This is a genomic window from Flavilitoribacter nigricans DSM 23189 = NBRC 102662 (assembly GCF_002646595.1).
GTDB classification, from domain to species: Bacteria; Bacteroidota; Bacteroidia; order Chitinophagales; family Saprospiraceae; genus Flavilitoribacter; species Flavilitoribacter nigricans.
In genome coordinates this window covers 385523-407181 of sequence record NZ_PDUD01000001.1, presented here as the reverse complement: position 1 = coordinate 407181, position 21659 = coordinate 385523, and the positions used below count along the sequence as shown (strand labels likewise).

The 21659-nt window shown below is 53.2% G+C and carries 13 protein-coding genes; 9 read left to right on the top strand and 4 right to left on the bottom strand.

Features of this window, described 5'->3' with window-relative positions:
• The first annotated feature begins 60 nt into the window (after positions 1-60).
• Entirely contained in the window at positions 61-1953 is a 1893-nt protein-coding gene (locus CRP01_RS01520) for a DUF5060 domain-containing protein (RefSeq protein ID WP_099148210.1), read from the top strand.
• Positions 1954-2272: 319 nt separating this feature from the next.
• Positions 2273-2791: an RNA polymerase sigma factor gene (locus CRP01_RS01515; protein ID WP_099148209.1), complete on the top strand. Its 519-nt coding sequence runs from the start codon at positions 2273-2275 to the stop codon at positions 2789-2791.
• A gap of 108 nt (positions 2792-2899) precedes the next feature.
• On the opposite strand, the gene CRP01_RS01510 is transcribed toward CRP01_RS01515, so the two are convergent.
• Genes CRP01_RS01510 through CRP01_RS01495 form a run of 4 tightly spaced genes read right to left on the bottom strand, consistent with a single transcriptional unit; the run spans position 2900 to position 10747 of the window.
• Positions 2900-3622, bottom strand: a complete 723-nt coding sequence (locus tag CRP01_RS01510) for a 4'-phosphopantetheinyl transferase family protein (RefSeq protein ID WP_099148208.1) — start codon at positions 3620-3622, stop codon at positions 2900-2902.
• Between the two features lie 3 nt (positions 3623-3625).
• Positions 3626-7645, bottom strand: coding sequence for a non-ribosomal peptide synthetase (locus tag CRP01_RS01505; protein WP_099148207.1), 4020 nt, complete (start codon positions 7643-7645; stop codon positions 3626-3628).
• A gap of 28 nt (positions 7646-7673) precedes the next feature.
• Positions 7674-8912: a HupE/UreJ family protein gene (locus CRP01_RS01500; RefSeq protein ID WP_099148206.1), complete on the bottom strand. Its 1239-nt coding sequence runs from the start codon at positions 8910-8912 to the stop codon at positions 7674-7676.
• A gap of 14 nt (positions 8913-8926) precedes the next feature.
• Positions 8927-10747 (bottom strand): ABC transporter ATP-binding protein, encoded by a 1821-nt coding sequence (locus CRP01_RS01495; protein WP_099148205.1) that lies wholly within the window; start codon positions 10745-10747, stop codon positions 8927-8929.
• A 241-nt stretch (positions 10748-10988) separates the two neighbouring features.
• Between CRP01_RS01495 and CRP01_RS01490 the strand changes: the two genes are divergently transcribed.
• From CRP01_RS01490 to CRP01_RS01460, 7 genes are all read left to right on the top strand, one after another.
• Positions 10989-12074: an ornithine cyclodeaminase family protein gene (locus CRP01_RS01490; RefSeq protein ID WP_099148204.1), complete on the top strand. Its 1086-nt coding sequence runs from the start codon at positions 10989-10991 to the stop codon at positions 12072-12074.
• Positions 12075-12118: 44 nt separating this feature from the next.
• A complete protein-coding gene (locus tag CRP01_RS01485) occupies positions 12119-13270 on the top strand; it encodes an acyl-CoA dehydrogenase family protein (RefSeq protein ID WP_099148203.1) in 1152 nt (383 codons plus the stop codon).
• Positions 13270-14880 carry an amino acid adenylation domain-containing protein gene (locus tag CRP01_RS01480; RefSeq protein ID WP_099148202.1) on the top strand — a complete coding sequence of 537 codons (1611 nt, stop codon included), beginning with the start codon at positions 13270-13272 and terminating at the stop codon, positions 14878-14880. The genes CRP01_RS01485 and CRP01_RS01480 overlap by 1 nt, the downstream gene beginning before the upstream one ends.
• Entirely contained in the window at positions 14873-15109 is a 237-nt protein-coding gene (locus CRP01_RS01475; protein ID WP_099148201.1) for an acyl carrier protein, read from the top strand. Before CRP01_RS01480 ends, CRP01_RS01475 begins: the two co-directional genes overlap by 8 nt.
• Before the next feature lie 39 nt (positions 15110-15148).
• A complete protein-coding gene (locus CRP01_RS01470; protein WP_099148200.1) occupies positions 15149-19330 on the top strand; it encodes a non-ribosomal peptide synthetase in 4182 nt (1393 codons plus the stop codon).
• A gap of 8 nt (positions 19331-19338) precedes the next feature.
• Positions 19339-20682 (top strand): nucleotide disphospho-sugar-binding domain-containing protein, encoded by a 1344-nt coding sequence (locus CRP01_RS01465; RefSeq protein WP_099148199.1) that lies wholly within the window; start codon positions 19339-19341, stop codon positions 20680-20682.
• A 203-nt stretch (positions 20683-20885) separates the two neighbouring features.
• Entirely contained in the window at positions 20886-21641 is a 756-nt protein-coding gene (locus CRP01_RS01460) for a polysaccharide biosynthesis/export family protein (protein WP_170110173.1), read from the top strand.
• The last annotated feature ends 18 nt before the right edge of the window (positions 21642-21659 follow it).

Below are 21659 nucleotides of genomic sequence, written 5' to 3'. Positions count from 1 at the left end.
TCAATAACCGACCGACGCTCTTCGAATGGTCGGATCTTCATAATGTGAACACCTTCAAGCATGAAAAAAATAGCGATCCTTTTAAGCCTGGGATTCCTTATTTTGGTATCCTGCCAACCGGAGCCCGGAGTAATGATCAGCGGGGAATTAAAACAGTGGCACAAAGTCACCCTTACCCTGGACGGACCGGAGGCCCACGAGCTGGATACCCTCCCGAATCCTTTCACCGATTATACCATGCTGGTCACCTTTAGTCACGAATCGGGCGACCTGGAATACCAGGTACCCGGCTACTTTGCGGCGGACGGTAACGCAGCGGAGAGTTCCGCCGAAAGTGGGGATCAGTGGCGGGCGCATCTGGCTCCGGACCGGACCGGCCAGTGGACTTACCAAATTGATCTCCTCCTGAACGGAGAGCCGACGAAATGGTCCGGATTAAACGGAACTTTTGAGATCGGGCCTTCCGATAAATCGGGGAGAGATCTGCGCGGCCAAGGCCGCCTGGAATACGTTGGGAAACGGTACCTGCGTTTTGCCGGTACGGGCGATTATTTCCTGAAAGCGGGGGCGGATGCTCCCGAATCGCTGCTGGCCTACGCGGATTTTGACGGCACGTACTCGGCCAAGGAAGCGGGCGTGAAGCGCGAGGGGGAAGCCGTTACCTCAAATCTGAAGACCTGGTCGCCCCACGTTCAGGACTGGCAAGCCGGCGATCCTTCCTGGCAGAACGGGAAAGGCAAGGGCCTGATCGGAGCCGTTAATTACCTGTCCGGTACCGGTGCCAATGTGTTTTCTTTTCTCACCTACAATGCGGGAGGGGACGGAGATAACGTCTGGCCCCACGTCAGCCGGGAAGACAAATTGCACCTGGACTGCTCCAAGCTGGATCAGTGGGGCATTCTGTTCGATCACGCTACGGAACGGGGGATGTATCTCCATTTTAAATTGCAGGAAACGGAAAATGACGACCGAAACGGCCCCAACGAAGACTCCGAAAACCAGGCGCTGGACGGCGGGGATCTGGGCCCCGAACGAAAGCTCTATCTGCGTGAGCTGATCGCCCGGTACGGCTACCTGCTGGCGCTCAACTGGAATTTGGGAGAAGAGAATACCCAGACGACCGCTCAGGTGCAGGATATGGCCGCCTTTATCCGGAATACCGACCCCTACGATCATCCGGTAGTCCTGCATAGTTATCCAAATCAACAGGAAAAAGTATACGGGCCACTTCTGGGAAAGGACAAGGTCCTCCACGGTCTTTCCATTCAGAATAGCGATGTATCGGATACCCACCGGGAAGCCGTAAACTGGGTCCAGCGATCCGAAGCCGCCGGATACCCCTGGGTGGTCGCGCACGATGAATCCGGTAACGCCATCACGGGAACGCCGCCGGATGATGATTATCCGGGCATGGAAGCGGCCCGTCAGGAAATTGAATCGGGAGAGCAGAAGATCAAACTGCCGACGGTAGACGAGATCCGCAGTGAGGTGCTGTGGGGAAATCTTATGGGCGGCGGGGCCGGAGTTGAGTATTATTTCGGGTATCGCCTGCCGCAAAATGACCTGAACGCAGAAGACTGGCGTAGCCGGGCTAAAACCTGGTCTTATTCTAATCTGGCGCTGGAATTTTTCCGGGATCAGGACATTCCTTTCTGGGAAATGGAAAACACGGATGAGCTGGTCGGAAATCCGGACCATGGAAATTCGGCTTACTGTTTTTCCCGGTCGGGTGAGGTATACGTAGTGTATGTCGCAAAAACTTCCCAGGGCTCAGTACTTCTGGATCTGTCGGAAGCTACGGGAAACTTCAAGGTGCAGTGGTTCAATCCCCGTACGGGAGACGAACTGCAAACGGGCAGTCTGACGTCCGTAGCCGGTGGCGAATCGGTTGAGCTGGGCGATCCGCCAGGTACAGATGGCCAGGATTGGGTGATCCTGCTTCGTAAGGAATGATCATTGGAAGAAACCGCGGTGAAAGGTTTGGGGTGAATCTGTGCGCAGTGCTGGTGATCTACCCAGAATTTTTTTGCGGATGAAAAATTTTTTCAGCTTGGCCGCAATTATTTTTCGGTCTTTTAGTTTCTGGTTAAATAAAATCAGGCCTGATCTTATATAATCAATAGGAGGGGTATTTTTTTGCTGTTATTTTACGTAAGGTATTGTTAATCAATTTGTTGAAAAGTTGGCACGCCGTTTGCCTAGTAATTAGTAAGAACTTGCATTGTTTACTTGTTTACTACTTACATTACTACTTTAACAAACGCTTACGACTATGACAGCTTTAGAATTCGATCGCGAACTGACCAACGCTAAATCCATACTTTTTTCATTCGCCCTCAAACTAACTAAAGACTATCAAAATGCCCAGGACCTTTTCCAGGATGCCGCAACCCGGGGATATCGTTACTGCGAAAAGTTCGAAACCGGAACCAACTTCCGGGCCTGGATGGCAACCATCATCAGAAACACCTTTATCAATCGTTGCCGCTATAACCAAAAGCGTCGCAACCTGAGCGAGCCGATCGAGGCCTTTACGTTTGCTATAGAAAATAAAAACATTGTCCCCAACGAAGGGGAATCGAATCTGCGTATTCAGGAGATCTACCGTTCTCTGGATAATCTTTCTGAGATCTACCGTACACCATTTCTGATGCACCTGAACGGTTACGAATACAAAGACATTGCACAACACATGGGCGTTCCTATCGGAACCATAAAGAGTAGATTAAGTACGGCTCGTTCGATGCTTAAAACTGCTATTCAGCAGAAAAGCGCGATCAGCAGTATTTAATTTTTATCACGTCGCAGAGAGCCCTGATGTTGTCAGTAGTCAGTAGAGTGTAGAATAAGAAATTCTCTGCTGGCGCTGACAACTTAACTGGGCGAACCGACACCCCAATTATTTCAAATAACTGTAACATCGAACCCGTTCAATGGTAGTGTCACACATTACCGCCCCTACAAAACCATCTTCCGGAACAAAATCAATAATACTCCAGCTTTCCACGAGTTCCGGTTCCCAATGAACATTTTTTAGTGCGGCTTTCCGGTCCGGGTGTATTTCTACCTCAAATTGATCCAGAGGTAGCGATAAACCCTGACCGTGAGCCTTTATGAATGCTTCTTTACTCGTCCAGCAGCGGTAAAAGGCGGAGGCCTGCCGTTCGGTTGGCAAGGCCAGTATCTGGCGTTTTTCCACTTCTGCAAAGAAACGGGAAGCGATAAGCTTTACTTCTATGTTGGGATTGATCTTTTCCAGATCCACTCCGATCGCAGCGTCTCGCGTGAAGCCCATGACGGCCAGACCGCCGCTGTGGGATATATTGAATTGAAGTCCCTGCTCATTGGGGAAGTTGGGTTTTCCGAACTGGTTAAACTCAAAACGTACGGCCTGGGGAGCAAGGTCCAGATATCGTCCGAGCAGCAGTCGCAGGCGGGCACGTCCGACTATATACTGGTGCCGATCTTTTTCAAAATAGAATTTTGCGGCCCGTTCCTTTTCTTCCTGCGCAATGATCGTCTGGTAATGATCCAGGGTAGGGGCTGGGACGGTCAGTTCTACTTTCCACAAATGAACCTCACCGGCGACGGGTAGCGCAATTTCCGGAGCCTCTTTCCACATAACTTATACCTTTACCGTTTCCAGGCATTCGGTGATCTTACGGGCCAGTCCCCGGACTTCCGGTTCTTTAAATAAGGTGAGATGATGCCCGGGCACTACCTGCACGTTTAGTTCACCTCCGGCCAGTTTACGCCACTGTTTCAGATGGTACTTTTTATCGGGGCGGCTGTGAAATTCACTGCTGCGGATAAAATGGATCCTTCCCGGAAAGGGGGACCAGGTGTAGCGTGCGTAGGCCTCGTTCATACTTTCTACCAGATCCCGCAACTGATCTTCCGCTGCGATAGCTTCCCAGGTCCGACTACTTTGTCGGACCGGTTTGATACGGTTCATGATCTTTCGCTTGATTCGGTGCAGATCACCCTGTTTCAAAAGGTCCATAAACCGCCGGAAGGTGGCCTGTTCTCCCCATTCGGCCTGGCCGGTCAGATGCGCCGGACCGGAGTCAATGATTAGCAGTTCAATCTCTTCTTCGCCGGCCTGATGCAGTTGATTGCTCATCTCCAGGGCCACGGCATTACTGAAGCAGGTACCGAGAATATGGTAAGGCCCGCTGGTTTGTACACGCCGGATCTCATCTAGGTAGTGGGCAGCCATAGCCTCGATACTTCGGTGATGATCGGCACTGTCGTCCAGGCCGCTCGGCTGGAGGGCGTATAAGGTCCGGTCTCCTTCCAGGTGTTGCGCCAGCGCCTGGTAAAAATGCACGTGGGCACCTCCCGAATGAATGCAGAAGAACGGGGTGTTATCTACCGACTTGTTCAGGCGTACTAAGGTAGAGAACTGACTGCTATCGGCCCGCTCAATGCTGCGGGCGAGCTCAGCAATCGTCTGATTGTTAAATAACTGATTGGGGGCCAGTTCGATATCCACGGCTCTTGCTTTGGCAACGATGCGGATGCTCAGGATCGAATCTCCACCGATATCGAAAAAATTATCGTGGCGGCCGATGGTTTCCTGCTGAAGCACTTCCTGCCAGATTGCGGCTAGTTTTTCTTCCAGTTCCCCGGCGGGTGCTTCCGGTGCTCCGGTCAGGCCGGTATGATCCGGCTGCGGAACAGGCAGGGCCCGTTGGTTGATCTTGCCGTTCGGCAAGCGCGGGAATTCCGGCAAATGAACGAAGGCCGCCGGGATCATATAGTCCGGTAGCTGTTCGCGTAAAAAGTTGCGCAGCTCCCTGCTCTCTATATTTTCGTTACCGGTAAAATAGGCGATCAGTCGGATTGGCTGTCCGGAATGATCACCGATTGCTTGTGGTGTAACCAGCGCACTACTAACCCCATTCGCTCCCTGCAGGCGGGCGGCTATTTCTTCCGGTTCTACCCGATGACCCCGGATCTTGACCTGGTGATCCACCCGACCCAGAAACTCAATGGTCCCGGAATGGGTATAGCGTGCCAGGTCTCCGGTATTGTAGATCCGCTCTTCCTCATTTTTGGAAAAAGGATGGGGAATGAATCGCTCGGCGGTCAGTTCGGGACGATTCAGGTATCCTCTGGTCAGTCCGTGGCCGCCGATGTATAAAGTGCCGGCTAGTCCGGGCGGTACGGGTCTCAGCTGTTCATCCAGAATATAAGCGTGGGTATTGCTGATCGGTTTGCCGATCGGCACACTGGATTGATCCTGTGACTCGATCTTATGGGCGATACACCAGACCGTAGCCTCCGTCGGACCGTATTCATTGTACAGATCCGCCGTGGGTAAGTCCCGGAAATGTTCGCGAACCAGGGCCGGTGAGCATGCTTCCCCCGCTACCATGACCACCTGCAGGGAACCTAAGCTTTTTGCCGGGCTGTGCCGAAGCAGAAGCTGATAGAGAGAAGGAAGCAAAAGTGTATGGCTAACCTGGTGCCCGTGGATCAGTCCGGCTAACTGATGAATATCCTGTTCGATGCGTTTTGGAGGCAGCAAAAGTGTGCCGCCCCTGCAAAGGGTCCAGAATAATCCGGCCACCGAACTATCAAAAGAAAAAGAGGAAAGCAGTAAAAATACCCCCGGATCGTTTTGGTATAAATCGAAACGAGCCGAGGTGGAATGAATTAAATTGCCGTGCGTGATCGGAACCCCTTTCGGTCGCCCGGTACTGCCCGATGTATAGATGATGTATGCCAGATCCTCCGGGGTGACAGCGATCTGATTTGCCGTGGAGTCTACCTCTTGTTCGATTATAGCACGCATGGACTCCGTTCGAATGTCCGAGACCCCACTTATATTGTTTTCCAGCCCATCCTGGCAGAGAACAATAGGTACACCCGCATCGGAGAGCATAAAATGAATGCGATCTACGGGGTAGTCCGGGTCCAGCGGGAGATAGGCTGCTCCCGTTTTAAGAATACCGAGGATACCCGACAACATATTCACCGAACGGTGACAGTAAAGCCCTACGGCCGTATTTGGCGTCACGCCCCGGGCGCTTAAATAAGCGGCGATCTTTTCGGCCCGTTCGTTAAGTTCCCGGTAACTTAACTGTTCCGCTCCATAAATCACCGCCGGATGATCCGGCCGGACCTGCACCTGTTCTTCGATGAGTTGGTGGATTCCCGTAGCCTCCGGGAGCGGCGCGGCGGTATGGTTCCAATCGAACAGGATCTGCTGTTCTTTTTCGGCACTCAGAAGAGCGTGATCCCGTATTGGCCGGTGCGGATCTGCTACAATGCCCCGCAGTAATTCCTCGAGTTGTTCGAGTATACTTTCGGCCGTAACCGGCAGGAACAGGTCGCTGGCAAATTCCAGGCGCAGGAACAGTTGATCCGGCTTTTCGTCTACGTAGAGCGTCAGATCGAATTTGGCCACTTCCAGGTCGATCATCTCTTCTTCCAGACGGATCTCCGCTCCGAAATCGAGCTCCGGTACCGGGAGGTTATAGAGGAACATGACCTGGAAGAGCGGATTATGCCCACCATCCCGCTCCGGTCGCAGTTTTCTAACCAGAGCATCGAAAGGCACCTGTTTGTGGGCCATGGCGTCCAGGGTCGTTTTCTTCAGGGCGGTAACCAGTTCCGCAAAGCCAAGCTCAGGCGAAACATTCGAGCGTAGGACCAGCGTTTCGTTAAAAAAGCCGACCAGCTTTTCCAGATCCGTCTGATCGCGATTGAAAAACGGGCTGCCGACCATAATATCCCGTTCTCCGCTGTAGCGCTGGAGCAGCGCTTTAAAGGCAGCTAAGAGGAGTACAAACATGGTCGTTTGCAATTGGCGGCTCAGCGCCTTCAATTGGACGCTCAGGTGGTCGGGAAGCTCCCGGCCGACGGTCATCCCCGAAAAGCTCGGTGAGCCCGACCTGGGGAAATCGTAGGGGAGTGGCAGGGCCGAGGGCGGATTGGCCAACTGCTGCATCCAGTATTCCAAATCCACATCAGCAATTCCGTTTTGCTGCTGGTAGCGGGCGTAATCGGCGTACTGGTAGGGGAGTGGAGACGGTTGAAAGTCCTGCTCTTTGACGGCTGCCCGGTAATGGGCGGCTACTTCTTCATTGATCAGTTCTAAAGACCAGCGGTCCCCAATGATATGATGGATATGCAGTAAGAGCAGGTGATGGTCTTCGGAAAACTTCAGCAGGATCAGCCGGATAAGCGGACCCTCCGTGAGTGTGAAGGGTTTGCGGGAAGTTTCCCGCTCGATGGCTTCGGCTTTGGCTTGTTGCTCGCTTGGCGGCACGGCCGACAGGTCGATCTCTTTTACCACCGGTACCGCCTCCGGACTGGCGACCTGCCGGACGCCTTCGGGCGTTTCGAGAAAGGTCGTCCGCAGTATACTGTGGCGGTCCAGGACAAACCGAAAGCTTTGCAGCAATACCGTCGTATCGAGCGGACCGAAGAAACGGTAGCGGTGACTGTACTGATAAAAAGGATTTTCGGGATACAATTGCTGCAACAGCCACAACCGGTGCTGGCCGTAGGATAAAACCGACGGTATTGTTTCCTCCTGTACACTGATCCCGGGTTTGGGTTTCAGCGTCTTCTTGCGATTCAGCCATGCACTCAGGGCTGAATTCTGATCCTTTACCTTTTTGTCGTCCGCCATTGCTATCCGTTTTTCGCCGTTTTACCTATTATCCTTCACCACTCAACCATTCGCCGAGTATCCGACTCAGGGACATGTCGAGTTCAAATCCCCGTTCGATGGTCCAGTACAGAGCGATCAGGATCAGTAGCATGGAGCCGTATTTGATCACTTTGGGGTAAATATCCAGTTTCCGGATCAGGTAAAGGATCGGGAAGATCAGACAAATGATGAGGACCTGACCGATCTCTACTCCGATGTTGAACCCGAGCAGAGAGGGTACCAGATAATCTCCGCTTAGCCCTTTCTCACCCAGTACACTGGCAAATCCGAAACCATGAAAGAGGCCGAAACCAAAGGCGATCAGCCATTCTTTTCCTTTAAAGATAGGCACAATGTTGTGGAAAGCAGCCAGCGCAATGGAAAAGGCAATGATGGATTCTACCAGCCGGGAAGAAAGATTGACCACACCGAGCGCCGCGAGCGCCAGGGTGATGGAGTGCGCCAGGGTGAAGAAAGTGATCACCTTGATAATATACAGGAAGGCCGGCCGAAAGCGATCTACCGGTTTCCAGGTCGGGGAATAATTACTGTCCACCGGAGACGGATCGTCCTCCCGCCGCCGCCGGACGACCGAAGGCAGGATCAGGGCCACAATGAACAGGATGTGGTCTAATCCGATCCAGATATGCCAGATCCCCAGTCGCACCAGATTCATAAATCCTTTCCAGATGGAAGCGTCGGTGAGGTCCACCGTTTTCTGGGTGTCATCCGGAGCGAAAATTCCGTAGGCCAGTGCTTCATTATTCAGTACCCCGGCTTTCCAGTTGTGTTCGATGATCAGTAACCCGCGGTGTTTCGGAGCGCGGTCAAACAGTACATTATAGCTTACATCCAGGGCGTCGGGTACCTCGGAGACACCTTCCAGATCAAAATGAAAGCGTACGAAATCTTCCATTTCTTCCAGGTCGAGGATCTCCGGCTCCCGGAACCGGATGGTGTATTCGGTGCCGTCCCCGGTTTTGATCGAACTTCTGTCCAGGAAATAAGCCTGGATCTGCGGCAATACGGCCTGGAGTTGTTCCATGGTCAGATCATCGGGTAAATTGGAGCCGATCGCTCTATTGATATCCTTTGCAATTAATTCGAACCGTCCACCGATCGCATCTTTATAGATCCGGAAATACAGGTAGCCCTGATCCGGGGCGTGCGCCTGCAGGGTATCCGGCAGAATAAAGAGGCCAATCAACAGCAGGCCATAAGCAAGTTGCTTGAAAAAAACGTTCATTGATGATTAAGATTTTAGGATGATAATTGAACCATATTTTTGAAGGTGTCATCGGTATGCATCAGTGTGGAGTAATTCCCCTTCGCTACGACCTTACCCTCTTCCAGCACGTAAATGCAATCGGCATGGCGCACGGAAGACAGGCGATGGGCGATGATGATGGTGGTGATATCGGCGGGGAATGCGATCAGTGCGTCGATGATGCCCCTTTCGGTAATACTGTCCAGAGCACTGGTCGCTTCGTCCAGGATCAATACTTCGGGTTGGCGGTATAAGGCGCGGGCCAGGCCCAGGCGCTGGCGCTGCCCGCCGCTAAGCCGGACTCCTTTTTCACCGATCTCGGTGTGAAAACCCTGCTTTTGTTCCTGCACGATGAAATCGTAGATATCGGCGATCCGGGTCACATCCTCCAGGCGGTCGAAGTCGATCTCTTCGTCTTCCCGGCCGATCGCAATATTCCGCGCAATGGTGTCATCGAAGAGAAATACATCCTGCGGCACGTAGGCGATCAGGTCCTGCCAGGCGCGGATCGATCCCGACTGGAGCAGCTGGTGGTCGATCATTATCCGGCCCTTTCCGGGCACCAACAGTCCGGCGATCATATCGATCAGAGTACTTTTTCCGGAACCGGTGGATCCGACAAAAGCGACGGTCTGCCCCTTTTGGATCTCCAGGTTGAGGTCTTTGATCACCGGATGATCGTTGTTTTCGTAAGTATAACTAACGTTTTTGAGGCGAATGCTTTCGTTGAAGTCAATAGATTCCGGAGCGGTCCTGCTCACCGGGCTTTGCTGCAGACTGAAAACCAGATCTTCGTGCAGGCGATCCAGTACCGGGAAATTATGTCTCACCTTGGCGGCCGCCGAAAAGGCCATTTGCAGCGCCGGCAGCAGCCGGTAACCGGCCACGGCGTAAAGTGTAAGTCGCGGAATGGCGCTCTGAATATCTCCCAGCGTGGTCAGCAGGTAGATCGTAATGGCCAGAATACTGCCGAAGGCCAGGAATTCCAGGATATAACGGGGCGCAGAAAGGACCAGGTTATATTTGGGCTGTACATCACTGAATTCCCGGGAAGCCTCTTCGTAGCGGCGGTAAAAATAGGGCTGCTCGTTATATACGCTGACGGTTTTGATCCCGCTCAGCAGTTCGCTCAGGTTTTTGTACCGCAGCATATTCATATTGATCCGATGGTGGCCGATCCGTTTTAAAAAGCCCTGGCGTGCCAGGTAGATCAACAAGTAGGCGCCACCCAGGCTACCGAACATGACGAGGGCAATCTTGCTGTCCACCAGCAGAAGCAAAGCGAAAATGATGATGGAAACCAGACTGCGGGATATAATCTCGATAACCGGAATGATCACTCCGCTGGTGAGGCTTCCCACTTCCCCCATAATGTAGGTCTGCAATTCGGTGGTATTGTGGGTCAGATAGAATTTATAGGGTTTTTTCAGGTAGGTTTGCAGCAGCCTCATACCCAGACTGTGGGCAGTACTCCAGGAATATTTATATTGCATCCAGGTGGTCGCAATGGATGTGGCACTCGAAATGCCGATCAGTGCGACTACGCCCAGCCCGGTGGCGATCAACATCTGTTCCCGGCTCTCGAAATTGAAAAAGTTGTAGGCTCTTTCGAGCCAGATACTATTATCGATGGCCTGGGGATTGGCAACCAGTTCCATAAAAGGCAGGATGGAAGCCAGACCGATTATTTCCAGAAATACGGTGATCAGAATGCCCAGGAATAGTTTGCCAAATCGGATCTTTTCCCGGCGGTTGAATATTTGTAAGAGTCGTTTAATGGTACTAGAATTTGTTGTAGTGAATAAGGTCGTCACCTAAGATACGGCGCTTATCGGTGTTTAGGATTTGGAATCCCCGAAAACTACTGAAATAAAATTGGAAAAAACTTGTAACAAAAAAATTATTACATTGTTACACAAACGTTTTTTAAATTTTCTTCTATTTAGAAATCCAACCCGCCCTCTTAAAACCGTATATAAGTCGAGCCTTCCCTAAATACCGGGTTGTTTAAGGCTCTTTAATTATTTCGATTGGTTGTTTAAAGAAAAATATAAGATGCCTAAAAACACGGAGACCCTGATACTTTCTCACCGGGATATTGAAAAGATCGTATTACATTTTGGATTAAATTACCTGATGGATCAGCTTATCGAAAAAATGATCCACGCTTTTCAGTCCTACGACGAAGAGCAAACCATCATTCCGGTTCGTTCGGGTTTTCACTACCAGCAACCGGTAGAAGGCCTGGTGGAATGGATGCCCATCCATCAGTTGGGGCGTCAGGTGCTCGTGAAAACGGTGGGCTATCATCCCAAAAATCCGGCGGAATTGGGCCTGCCCACCATTGTGTCCACTATTGCGACTTACGATACCCGCACCGGGCATTTACAGTCACTGGTAGACGGTATCTTTTTGACGGCATTCCGTACCGGCGCGGCTTCCGCCGTTGCCAGTAAGTACCTGGCCGATCCGGAGAGTTCCACTCTGGGACTGATCGGTTGCGGCTCCCAGGCGGTTAGTCAGCTGCACGCTTTATCCAGGATATTCGATTTTGAACTGGTTTGGTATTACGATACCGACGAACAGGCGATGGCTACTTTTCCGGATCGCTGCAGTTGTCTGGATCTGTCTACGCAGTTCGTCCCCGGAGACATTGCCCAGATCGTAGGATCGGCGGAAATTATTTCTACCGCCACTTCCATAGAAATTGGTGCGGGCCCTCTGTTTTTCGAATGCGAAACCTTGCCCCATGTGCATATCAATGCGGTTGGCTCCGATTTTCCGGGAAAGATCGAGATCCCGGTGGAGTTGTTGCGCCGGAGTTTTGTGTGTCCCGATTTTCTGGAGCAGGCACTGGTGGAGGGGGAATGCCAACAACTGGAACCCGCGGATATCGCTCCGGACATTATCGAAGTGATCAAGAATCGAAATAAATATCAAGATATTCGCCACCAGCGAAGTATATTTGATTCAACCGGGCTTTCGCTGGAAGATATGGTAGTGACCGAATTATTCCTGGATTGTGCACAACAGCTGAACCTGGGTACACCCATCGAGATCGAGAATCATTCCGAAGACGCACTCAATCCCTATCACTTCCTGCAAAAACACGCTCCGGTTTCCGGTGCGGCGGCGAAATAGATTGGTTTTCAAGCTCCAGACATCCAAAGTTTAAAAGAAAAAAAATGGATTTTTCCTGGCCGGAACATCATCTGGCATACAGAAAAGAAGTAGAGGCGTTTGCTCGTCAGACACTGGATCCGGCTGTGGCCGACCGGGACGAACGGGGGATCTTTTCCCGGGAAGCCTGGGAAAAATGCGCCGAATTCGGTATTCAGGGTTTGTCCATCCCCAAAGCCTACGGAGGGACCTTCGAGGATCGGGATCTGCTCCGGGCCACCCTGGCCATGGAGGGCTTCGGTTACGCCTGCACCGACAACGGACTGGCCCTGGGGCTGAATGCGCACATGTGGACCGTACAGTTACCCATCTTTGAATTTGGCAGCGAGGAACAACGGAAGAAATACCTGCCGGGAATGGCGGCGGGCCGGCTTATCGGAGCCCACGCCCTCACCGAACCCGATGCGGGTTCCGATGTATTTTCGATGAATACCCGGGCGGAAAAAACGGAGGGCGGCTATTTACTCGAAGGAGAAAAACACCTGATCACTTTCGGCCCGATCGCGGATGTCGTCATGGTACTGGCCCGCACGAATCCGGCTCTCGGGAAATGGGGGATCTCCGCGTTTATCGTCGAGCGAGGAACGGAAGGGTTGATCCAGCATCCCGTGCAGTCGAAAATGGGCATGCGCACGGTGCCGATCGGCAAACTAAGCTTTCAGCAGTGCTTTATCCCCGAAGAGAACCGGCTCGGAGCCGAAGGTGCCGGTTTCAGTATCATCAGTCATTCCCTCGAATACGATCGTTGTTTCATCCTGGCCAGCCAGTTGGGGTCCATGGAACGGCAACTGGAAAATACGGTAGATTTCGTTACCCGCCGCCGCCAGTTTGACCAGCCGATCGGGAAATTTCAGTCGGTGGCCAATCGGGTGGCCGACATGAAACTCCGATTGGAAACCTCCCGTATGTTATTATATAAAGCCGCCTGGCTGAAAAGTCAGGGAAAATCCGCCATGATGGAGGCGGCGCTCCTGAAGCTGCAACTGAGCGAAAGCTTTCTGGCTTCCAGTCTGGACGCCATTCGCAACGGTGGCGGCATCGCCTATCTGACGGAAACCGGTATCGAAAGAGATCTGAGAGATGCGATCGGCGGAGTGCTTTACGCCGGTACATCGGATATACAGCGAAACATTATCGCCAAACTACTTGGAATATAATGGCCGAAGCAAGAGATAAAGGATGGAACTATTTACTGACCCACTCGGTCCTGGATTCGGCGTACCGGTATCCGGATCAACCGGCCTTCCGCGGGGGTAATCAGCAATATACTTACGCCCAACTGGCCGAACGCATGCAGCAGCTGGCACTGCTGTTGCAGGAAATGGGCGTCCGAAAAGGAGACCGGGTCGGCATCTATCTGAATCGGTGCCTGGAAACGGCCCTGGCGATCTACGGGATCATGCAGGCCGGAGCGGTATATGTTCCATTGGATCCCAATGCACCGCTTGAACGAATTCGGGGTATTCTGCGAAGCTGTAGGGTGAAACACCTCATCAGTCAGCCGGTGCAAAAACGCCGACTCCAACAATTGGTCGATGGCGAAGCGCTACCCCTGGAAAGCATTATCGGATTGAAAACGGATTTGCCGGTAAAGACCATAAGCTGGGACGAAGTCTGGGAGATGCCCACGGATCGCAGTCCGGCCGGGCGGGTCTGTGAGAAAGACCTGGCCTACATCATGTACACTTCCGGCTCCACCGGATCGCCGAAAGGCATCATGCACACGCACGCTAGCGGTTTGGCCTACGCGCGTTTATCCGCGCAGACCTACCAACTGACCGGGCAGGATCGGATCGGCAACCATGCGCCCATCTATTTCGATATTTCAACCCTGGGTTACTTCACTGCTCCGCTGGTGGGAGCCACTACAGTGATCATCCCGGACGCTTATACCAAGATGCCGGCCAGTCTGAGCCAGTTGATCGAAAAGGAAAAACTTTCCATCTGGTATTCGGTGCCGCTGGCCCTGATCCAGCTCTTGCAGCGCGGTATTCTGGAAGAACGGGATCTGTCGGCACTGCGTTGGATATTATTCGGCGGAGAAGTCTTTCCGCCCGCTCACCTGGCGGCCCTCATGGAAAAGTGGCCGCAGGCGCGGTTCAGCAATGTCTACGGGCCGGCCGAAGTGAACCAGTGCACCTATTATCATCTGGAGGAACCACCATTGTCGGGGCAGCCCGCTCCCTTGGGCACCGTCTGGGAAAATACGCAGATGCTGATCCTGGATGACCAGGACCGGGAGGTTGGTCCGGGAAATATTGGTGAACTACTCATTCGCAGCGCAACCGCCATGCAGGGATACTGGGGGCAGCCGGACTTGACCGAAAAGGCCTTCTATTGCATGGAGGTAGCGCCCGGATTTTCGGAAAAATACTACCGCACCGGTGACCTGGTCCGGCAGGATGAAGCCGGCCTGCTGCACTTCATGGGCCGGAAAGATCAACAGATCAAGACCCGGGGTTACCGGGTGGAGTTGGAAGCGGTAGAACACCAGTTGCGGTCGCTGGGAACCGTAAAGGAAGCGGCAGTCTTTCCCTATCGGAACGGGTCGGAAGAAACCCTGATCATCGGTTCGGTAATCCTGAACGGATCCAACGGCACTACCGAAAAGGACCTGATCGCCGCTCTGGGGGATAAACTCCCCTGGTACGCACTACCGCAGAGCATTTTTGAGCTGTCGGATTTTCCCCGCACCGGTTCGGATAAAGTGGACCGGCCGGCACTGAAAACACAATTACTGGAAAAAATCAAACAAGTACATGGATAAGCAACTGATCACCTACATCAAAGACGAGCTCCACGCCGGAGACGCCGGCTTGGAGATCACGCCGCAGGACGATCTGCTCGGAAGCGGCCTGGTAGAATCGATGGGCATGATGAAAATTATCGGATTCATTGAAAACCAGTACGGAATTACCGTGCCACCCAGGGATATGACCATCGAGAATTTCCTGACGGTGGAAGCCATGGTCAACTACATCAGCAGCCGGCAGTAAAGGCCGCAGGAAGCAACTTAAAATGACAACAGGATCATCATGAACGAATTCGCAACTACTCCGCATTCCTCCTCTGGGGCGCTGCCCCTTACCTCCAGCCAATACCTCATCTGGATGGGACAAAGCCTTTATCCGGATCGTCCGCTCTATAATATGGCCATGTGTTTTGAGATCGCCGGGGCGCTCGATGTGGATCGGTTCCGCCGGGCTTTCCGGGAATTGGTCCGCCAGAATGATGCCATGCGAATGGTGTTTGAAGAGCGGAACGGAGAGCCGCGTCAGATCCTGCAGGATCATATAGATTTCGAGCTGGACTATCTGGACTGGTCTGGCCGGGACACCACCGAAAAGCAACTAAAAGAATGGGCAGCCCGCCGCAGCCGGGTAAATTTTGACCTCGGAGAACGGCTTTTTGATGCGGCGCTCATCAAATTATCACCCGAAAAATATGTCTGGTTTTTTAACGAACACCATCTGATCATCGATGCCTGGGCCATGACCCTGCAATACCGGGCGCTCGCCGGATACTATCATGCCCTCGGGGATGAGGCACAGCCGGAACCGGAGGCCTTACCCGCCTTTCGGGAATACGTCCGGGAGCAGATCGAAACCAGAGAGCAGACCGCCAAATCGTCGGCTGCCGCTCACTGGTGCAACAAAGCCAATACTTTAGCCCGGGCTCCGGCCTTTTACGGTCGGGATAAAAGAATGGTGGATACCGCTTCCCAGCGGATCAGCCTGGACCTTGGCCCGGAGCGTATGGCGGCTTTGCAGGAACTGGCTCGGCGGCCGGAATTGCGCTCCTGGACCCTGCACACTTCTCTGTTCAATATTTTTGCCAGTTTGCTGGCGGCCTTTACCTACCGGGTTTCCGGGCAGCAGGAACTGGCCATCGGCACTCCCGCACATAACCGGACTAGCCCGCAGCAAAAAAACATACCCGGCCTCTTCATCGAACTGTTCCCACTGGCAGTAAGCCTGGGGCCAGATGAGACCTTTCTTTCGCTCTTCAAAAAGATGCAGGAGGAAACCAACAGCTTCCTCAAAAATGCCCGGGCCGGTACCAGTACGCCCGAATTGAGCCGGGCCTACAATGTAGTGCTGAATTATATCAATGCGAGTTTTCCGGATTTCAACGGAATGCCGATGCGCCTGGATTGGGTGCATCCCGATCACGCCGACCCGGCTCACCACCTGCGGCTGCAGGTGCACGACTTTGATCAGCGCGGAACGATCCAGTTGCATTTCGATCTGAACACCGATATTTTTGATCAGGAACTTCGTACTGAATTGCCGGCTCATTTCCTGCGACTGCTGGATCAGTTCCTGGCCAACCCGGCTGCACCGATCGCGGAAACAGCTCTGGTGGAAGGGAACGGGGAAATCTCCGTCCCGGATTCCGAAGTCATCGTTCCGGATACTGTATTGACCACTTTTGAAAAGATAGTTGGCCAATATCCCGGTGAGATGGCTGTAGCAACTGAGAGTCAGTCTATTACTTATCGTGACCTGGACCAAAGGTCGAATCAGTTGGCCCGTTTTCTGCTGGATAACGGTTTGGAAAAAGGCGACCGGGTTGCGCTCCTGTTACGGCGTTCTCCGGAACTGATCATCAGTATCTGGGCGGTGCTCAAAGCCGGAGGTACTTTTGTGCCGGTACCGGTACATACACCCGCAGGACGGGCCCTGGGCATCATCCACGATGCGGATGCCCGCCTGGTACTCAGCACTTCTGATTTGATCGATCATCTGGAAATGGCCGACCGGAATATCATCCGCCTGGATGTGGAGCAGGCATTTATCGCCGGCTTACCGGCGGATAAACCGCAGGTAACCCTAAGTGGCCGCGATCTGGCCTATCTGATCTATACCTCGGGTTCCACCGGCTTACCGAAAGGAGTGATGTTATCCCACGCGGCCCTGGCGCACTATATCCAGTGGGCCGGATCAACCTACGTGGAACAGGAGGTTCCGGTGATGCCGCTGTTCACCTCTATCGGTTTCGACCTGACCATCACCAGCTTGTTCCTGCCCCTACTGACCGGGGGGACCATTATACCATTTCCGGAAACGGACAGTCCGGCCGATCTGGCCCTGTTGGATGTACTCCGGGATGACCGGATCAATCTGATCAAACTGACTCCTTCCCACCTGGGAATGATCGACGGGGAGGAATATGCGGCCTCCCGGATCCGGACCATGATCGTCGGTGGCGAATTTTTCAAAACCAGTCTGGCGCTGGCGGTAAGCCGGCAGTTCGGTAACCAGATCCGGATCTTCAATGAATACGGTCCTACGGAAGCTACCGTGGGTTGTGTAGTACATGAGTTTGATCGCGGGCAGGACGAAGAATACCGGGCGGTTCCCATCGGATTACCCATAGCGCGGATGCCGGTATTTATCCTCGATGAATACCAGCACCCGGTACCCAATGGGGTAGCGGGCGAACTATACATTGGCGGCCGCGGCTTGGCCGAAGGTTATTGGGGACAGGACGACCTGACCGCCGAAAAATTTATCCGCATCCCGGCATTAACCGACGGGCGACTGTACCGCAGCGGTGATCTGGTGCGCATGAACCGGAGTGGCCAGCTGGAATATATTGGCCGCAAAGACGAACAGGTCAAGATCGGCGGACGCCGCGTAGAACTGGAAGAAATTTCCTCGGCACTGAGTCGCCATCCGGCCATTGGCAACGCGGTGGTGAGCCTTCGTAGCCGCCGGACCCAAGCTGCGAAAGTCGCCGATCACAATTGCGTACGCTGCGGCCTGCCGGCTAATTACCCCACCGCCGAATTTGACGAGCAGGGAGTTTGTCATCTCTGCCGGTCTTTCCAGCATTACCAGGAGAACGTTCAGAAATATTTCCGCACCATGGCGGACCTGAAAGCGCTCTTTACCGAAAAGCCCGGCAGTGCGGATCGGGCGTACGATTGCATCATGCTGCTCAGTGGAGGAAAAGACAGCACCTACGCGCTGGGTCAATTGGTGGAGCTGGGCCTGAATGTACTGGCCTTTACGCTGGACAACGGTTACATCTCCCAGCAGGCCAAAGATAATATCAGCCGCGTGGTACAGGAGTTGGGCGTTGATCATGTTTTCGGCGAGACGCCGGTCATGAATGAGATATTTGTGGATAGCCTGCAAAGACACTGTAATGTATGCGACGGCTGTTTTAAGACCATTTACACGCTCAGCATCCAACTGGCGCTGGAAAAAAACATACCCTACATCGTCACCGGTTTATCCCGGGGGCAGTTCTTTGAGACCCGGCTGACGGAGGAACTATTCCGGAAGGAGCGGTTTGATGCGGATGAGATCGACAACATCATTTTGCAGGCCCGCAAAGCCTACCACCGGGTAGACGATGCGGTCCGCGAGTTGATGGATGTTTCCATGTTTGCGGATGACACCGTATTTGAGCGGGTGCAATTCGTTGATTTTTACCGCTATACGGATGTTAGCCTGGAGGAAATGTTGAATTATCTCGATCAGCGTCTGCCCTGGGTCCGGCCAACGGATACGGGGCGTTCTACCAATTGCCTCATCAACCAGGCGGGGATCTTCGTCCACAAAAAAGAAAAGGGATACAGCAATTATGCATTTCCCTACAGCTGGGACGTACGTATCGGCCATAAGACCCGTGAGGCTTCTCTGGAAGAGATCAACGAAACCATTGATGAAGTAGAGGTGCAAAAGATCCTGGATGAAATCGGCTACACCGAGGCCCGGAAAAGTGCCGACGAAACCGGCCAACTGATCGCCTATTACAGCGCTCCGGCCTCCATCGATACCTACGAACTCCGGGACTTCCTCGCTTCCCGGATGCCGGACTACATGATCCCTGTACAGTTCATCCGAATGGATCGATTGCCGGTAACCAGCAACGGTAAAGTGGACAAAGAGGCGCTGCCGGAACCCGATCACATCCGACCGAGCCTGAAAATAGAGTACGTTGCCCCGCGCAGTGATATGGAAGAGTTGCTCAGTGAGATCTGGACGGATATCCTGGGACTGGACCGCGTCGGCGTATTCGATAATTTCATCGATATCGGGGGAGATTCCCTGTCGGGCATTCGCCTGATGGCGCGGATCAACGAGATGCTCGAACTGGAGCTGCCGATCAATCTCATATTTGAAAAAACGACCATTGCGAGTCTGGCTACAGCCATCGAGGCTAGGATACAGACACTGTTAGCGGCAATGGACCGGGCAGAATAAATGGCCCTATGGCAAGGATTGTATGTATAACGACGGGATTAAGCGGCATTCTGCACGCCAGTTTTGAACTGGTGGCACGTTTGAAGGCGTCCGGGCACGAATTGACCTATGCCTGTCCGCGCGATGTGCGGGAAAAGGTGGTTGCCCAGGGGATTCCATACATCCAGTTGCCGGAGATCCGGTTGGATACCGAACCGGCCAGCCCGAAATTTCGCGGTCCGTTACGAAAGCCCGCCCGATGGTGGCACAAAGTCCGGAATGCCGGAGATCGTCGCCAACAGGCCGCAGAGGGCATGAGCATGGAGGCAATACAGGCGGCCATCCGGAGCCTGCCGGCCGAATTGCTGATCATTGACGTGGAGCTGCACGAATATATTTTCGCAGCCTACGCGAATCAAAAGCGATTTGTCCTGCTGAGTCAGTGGTTTTCCCTGTGGGAAAGCCGGGACTTACCCTATCTGCTGCACGATATTATTCCCGGCGAGGGGTTTCGCGGACGTTCGGATTACATTGCCTTTTCCTGGTGGCGTGTCCGCCTGCAGCGACACTGGATGTTCGCCAAAAAGAAGTGGATGAGTCTGGGCACGGATCGCCGGAGTATGCTCCTGCAGTGGGCGGATAAGTTGGGATTTCCCCGGGATCTGATCCGGGAAAACTACTGGCCCGGCCCCTTCAGCTACCGCCAGTTACCGGTAATGAGTATGACGGCCTGGGAAATGGAATTTCCGCACGAGAAGCGCCAACAACTCTATTACGTGGGCCCGATGGTGTTTACGGATCGCCGGGATATCGGGGTGGACCAGGAGGAGGAAAGACGACTGGCCCGCGTTTTGGCAAGGCCCGGCCGACTGATCTACTGTTCGGTGAGCAGTCTGAAAGCGGGTGATCGCCAATTTTTAACCAAAGTCTGCGCCGCGGCAGCCATGGAACCGGAATGGAACCTGATCCTGGGATTGGGTGGCCGGCTTAATCCCGAAGAGTTGGGAAGGCTGCCGGACAATGTACATGCCTTTGGTTGGGTGCCCCAACTGCGGGTGCTGGCGCGGGCGGACTGCTCCATCAACCACGGCGGTATTCATACCATCAACGAGTGTATCCATTTCTGCGTACCCATGCTGGTGTACTCCGGAAAGCGATCGGATCAGAACGGTTGTGCGGCGCGGGTCGCCTACCATGAAATGGGGCTGATCGGAGATAAAGATCAGGATTCGCCGGAAGCGATCCACCGCAAGATCAGGAGGGTTCTTTCTGAGGACAGGTACCGCCGGCGGATGCGAGAGTTGCACGAAAGTTATTTAGCGTATAAAGCGGAGGGAAGACTGGAGAAAGTAGTGGATAAAATGCTGGTTTAATCCGGTTTTCGGGGATTGGTTAAAACCAAAACCCGCTCCGCAACGAATATATCAAGGTATATCATTTTTTAATCATTTGAATTTTATTTCTGGCTTGGTGGCAACTTTTAGGAAATTAAGTCTTTGCGACTTATTAAAGGCGAAGCCGTAAAAGGACTGTATCTTTCAGCAACCAAATGATCCACGATTTAAGTAAGCAGAACATGAAAGGAATTAGTCAGCTCTTTTTTGCAGTTTTGATCACCTGCTCGCTCGGAAGTTGCGTAACCTACGATTCCCTGGTCAACTTCAATGAGGCTCCGGGGATCCCCGACCAGCCGCAGTCCATTACCAATTACGAACCGATCGTGATCCAGCCCAATGATATTCTGGAGATCCAGATCAACAGTGCCAATGCAGCTTCGGTCCAGCCTTTTCGTACCAACAGCAGTTCCGAAGGCGGCAATGGTTTTCTGGTCAACAGCGAGGGAAATATCACTTTCCCGACCCTGGGCAAGATCCCCATGAAAGGACTGGCCGTAGAGGCGGCGGCCGATACGCTGCTAAAATTACTGGACCCCTATTTCGAACAGGAACCGATCGTTAGTGTCCGCCTGGCCAACTTCCGGATCAATGTAAACGGAGAGGTCAACAATCCCGGCATATTTCCGGTACAGAACGAACGCGTCACCATACTGGATGCGCTTTCCCTGGCGGGAGATTTTACCAGCTTTTCGCGTCGCGACAGCATTATGGTGATCCGGGAACGGGACGGCGTGCGGACTTTCGGGCATCTCGACCTCAACTCGACCGACGTGTTCAATTCCCCCTATTTCTACCTCCAGCAAAATGATGTGGTATACGTCCGCCCGGCCAAAACCAAGACCAATGCGGTACGGGATCCGGCCACGCGGGTCATTCCCTGGATCTCCGTGATCGCATCCCTCACCGTGGTAGCGATCTCCATCATCCGACTTTAACCCAATATAAATTTCGAA

Excerpts from the sequence above, each read along its gene's own strand:
- CRP01_RS01475 (WP_099148201.1), top strand. The coding sequence starts at position 14,873 with ATGGATAAGCAACTGATCACCTACATCAAAGACGAGCTCCACGCCGGA.
- CRP01_RS01490 (WP_099148204.1), top strand. The coding sequence starts at position 10,989 with ATGCCTAAAAACACGGAGACCCTGATACTTTCTCACCGGGATATTGAA.
- CRP01_RS01465 (WP_099148199.1), top strand. The coding sequence starts at position 19,339 with ATGGCAAGGATTGTATGTATAACGACGGGATTAAGCGGCATTCTGCAC.
- CRP01_RS01505 (WP_099148207.1), bottom strand. The coding sequence starts at position 7,645 with ATGGCGGACGACAAAAAGGTAAAGGATCAGAATTCAGCCCTGAGTGCA.
- CRP01_RS01520 (WP_099148210.1), top strand. The coding sequence starts at position 61 with ATGAAAAAAATAGCGATCCTTTTAAGCCTGGGATTCCTTATTTTGGTA.
- CRP01_RS01460 (WP_170110173.1), top strand. The coding sequence starts at position 20,886 with ATGAAAGGAATTAGTCAGCTCTTTTTTGCAGTTTTGATCACCTGCTCG.
- CRP01_RS01470 (WP_099148200.1), top strand. The coding sequence starts at position 15,149 with ATGAACGAATTCGCAACTACTCCGCATTCCTCCTCTGGGGCGCTGCCC.
- CRP01_RS01500 (WP_099148206.1), bottom strand. The coding sequence starts at position 8,912 with ATGAACGTTTTTTTCAAGCAACTTGCTTATGGCCTGCTGTTGATTGGC.
- CRP01_RS01510 (WP_099148208.1), bottom strand. The coding sequence starts at position 3,622 with ATGTGGAAAGAGGCTCCGGAAATTGCGCTACCCGTCGCCGGTGAGGTT.
- CRP01_RS01515 (WP_099148209.1), top strand. The coding sequence starts at position 2,273 with ATGACAGCTTTAGAATTCGATCGCGAACTGACCAACGCTAAATCCATA.
- CRP01_RS01480 (WP_099148202.1), top strand. The coding sequence starts at position 13,270 with ATGGCCGAAGCAAGAGATAAAGGATGGAACTATTTACTGACCCACTCG.
- CRP01_RS01485 (WP_099148203.1), top strand. The coding sequence starts at position 12,119 with ATGGATTTTTCCTGGCCGGAACATCATCTGGCATACAGAAAAGAAGTA.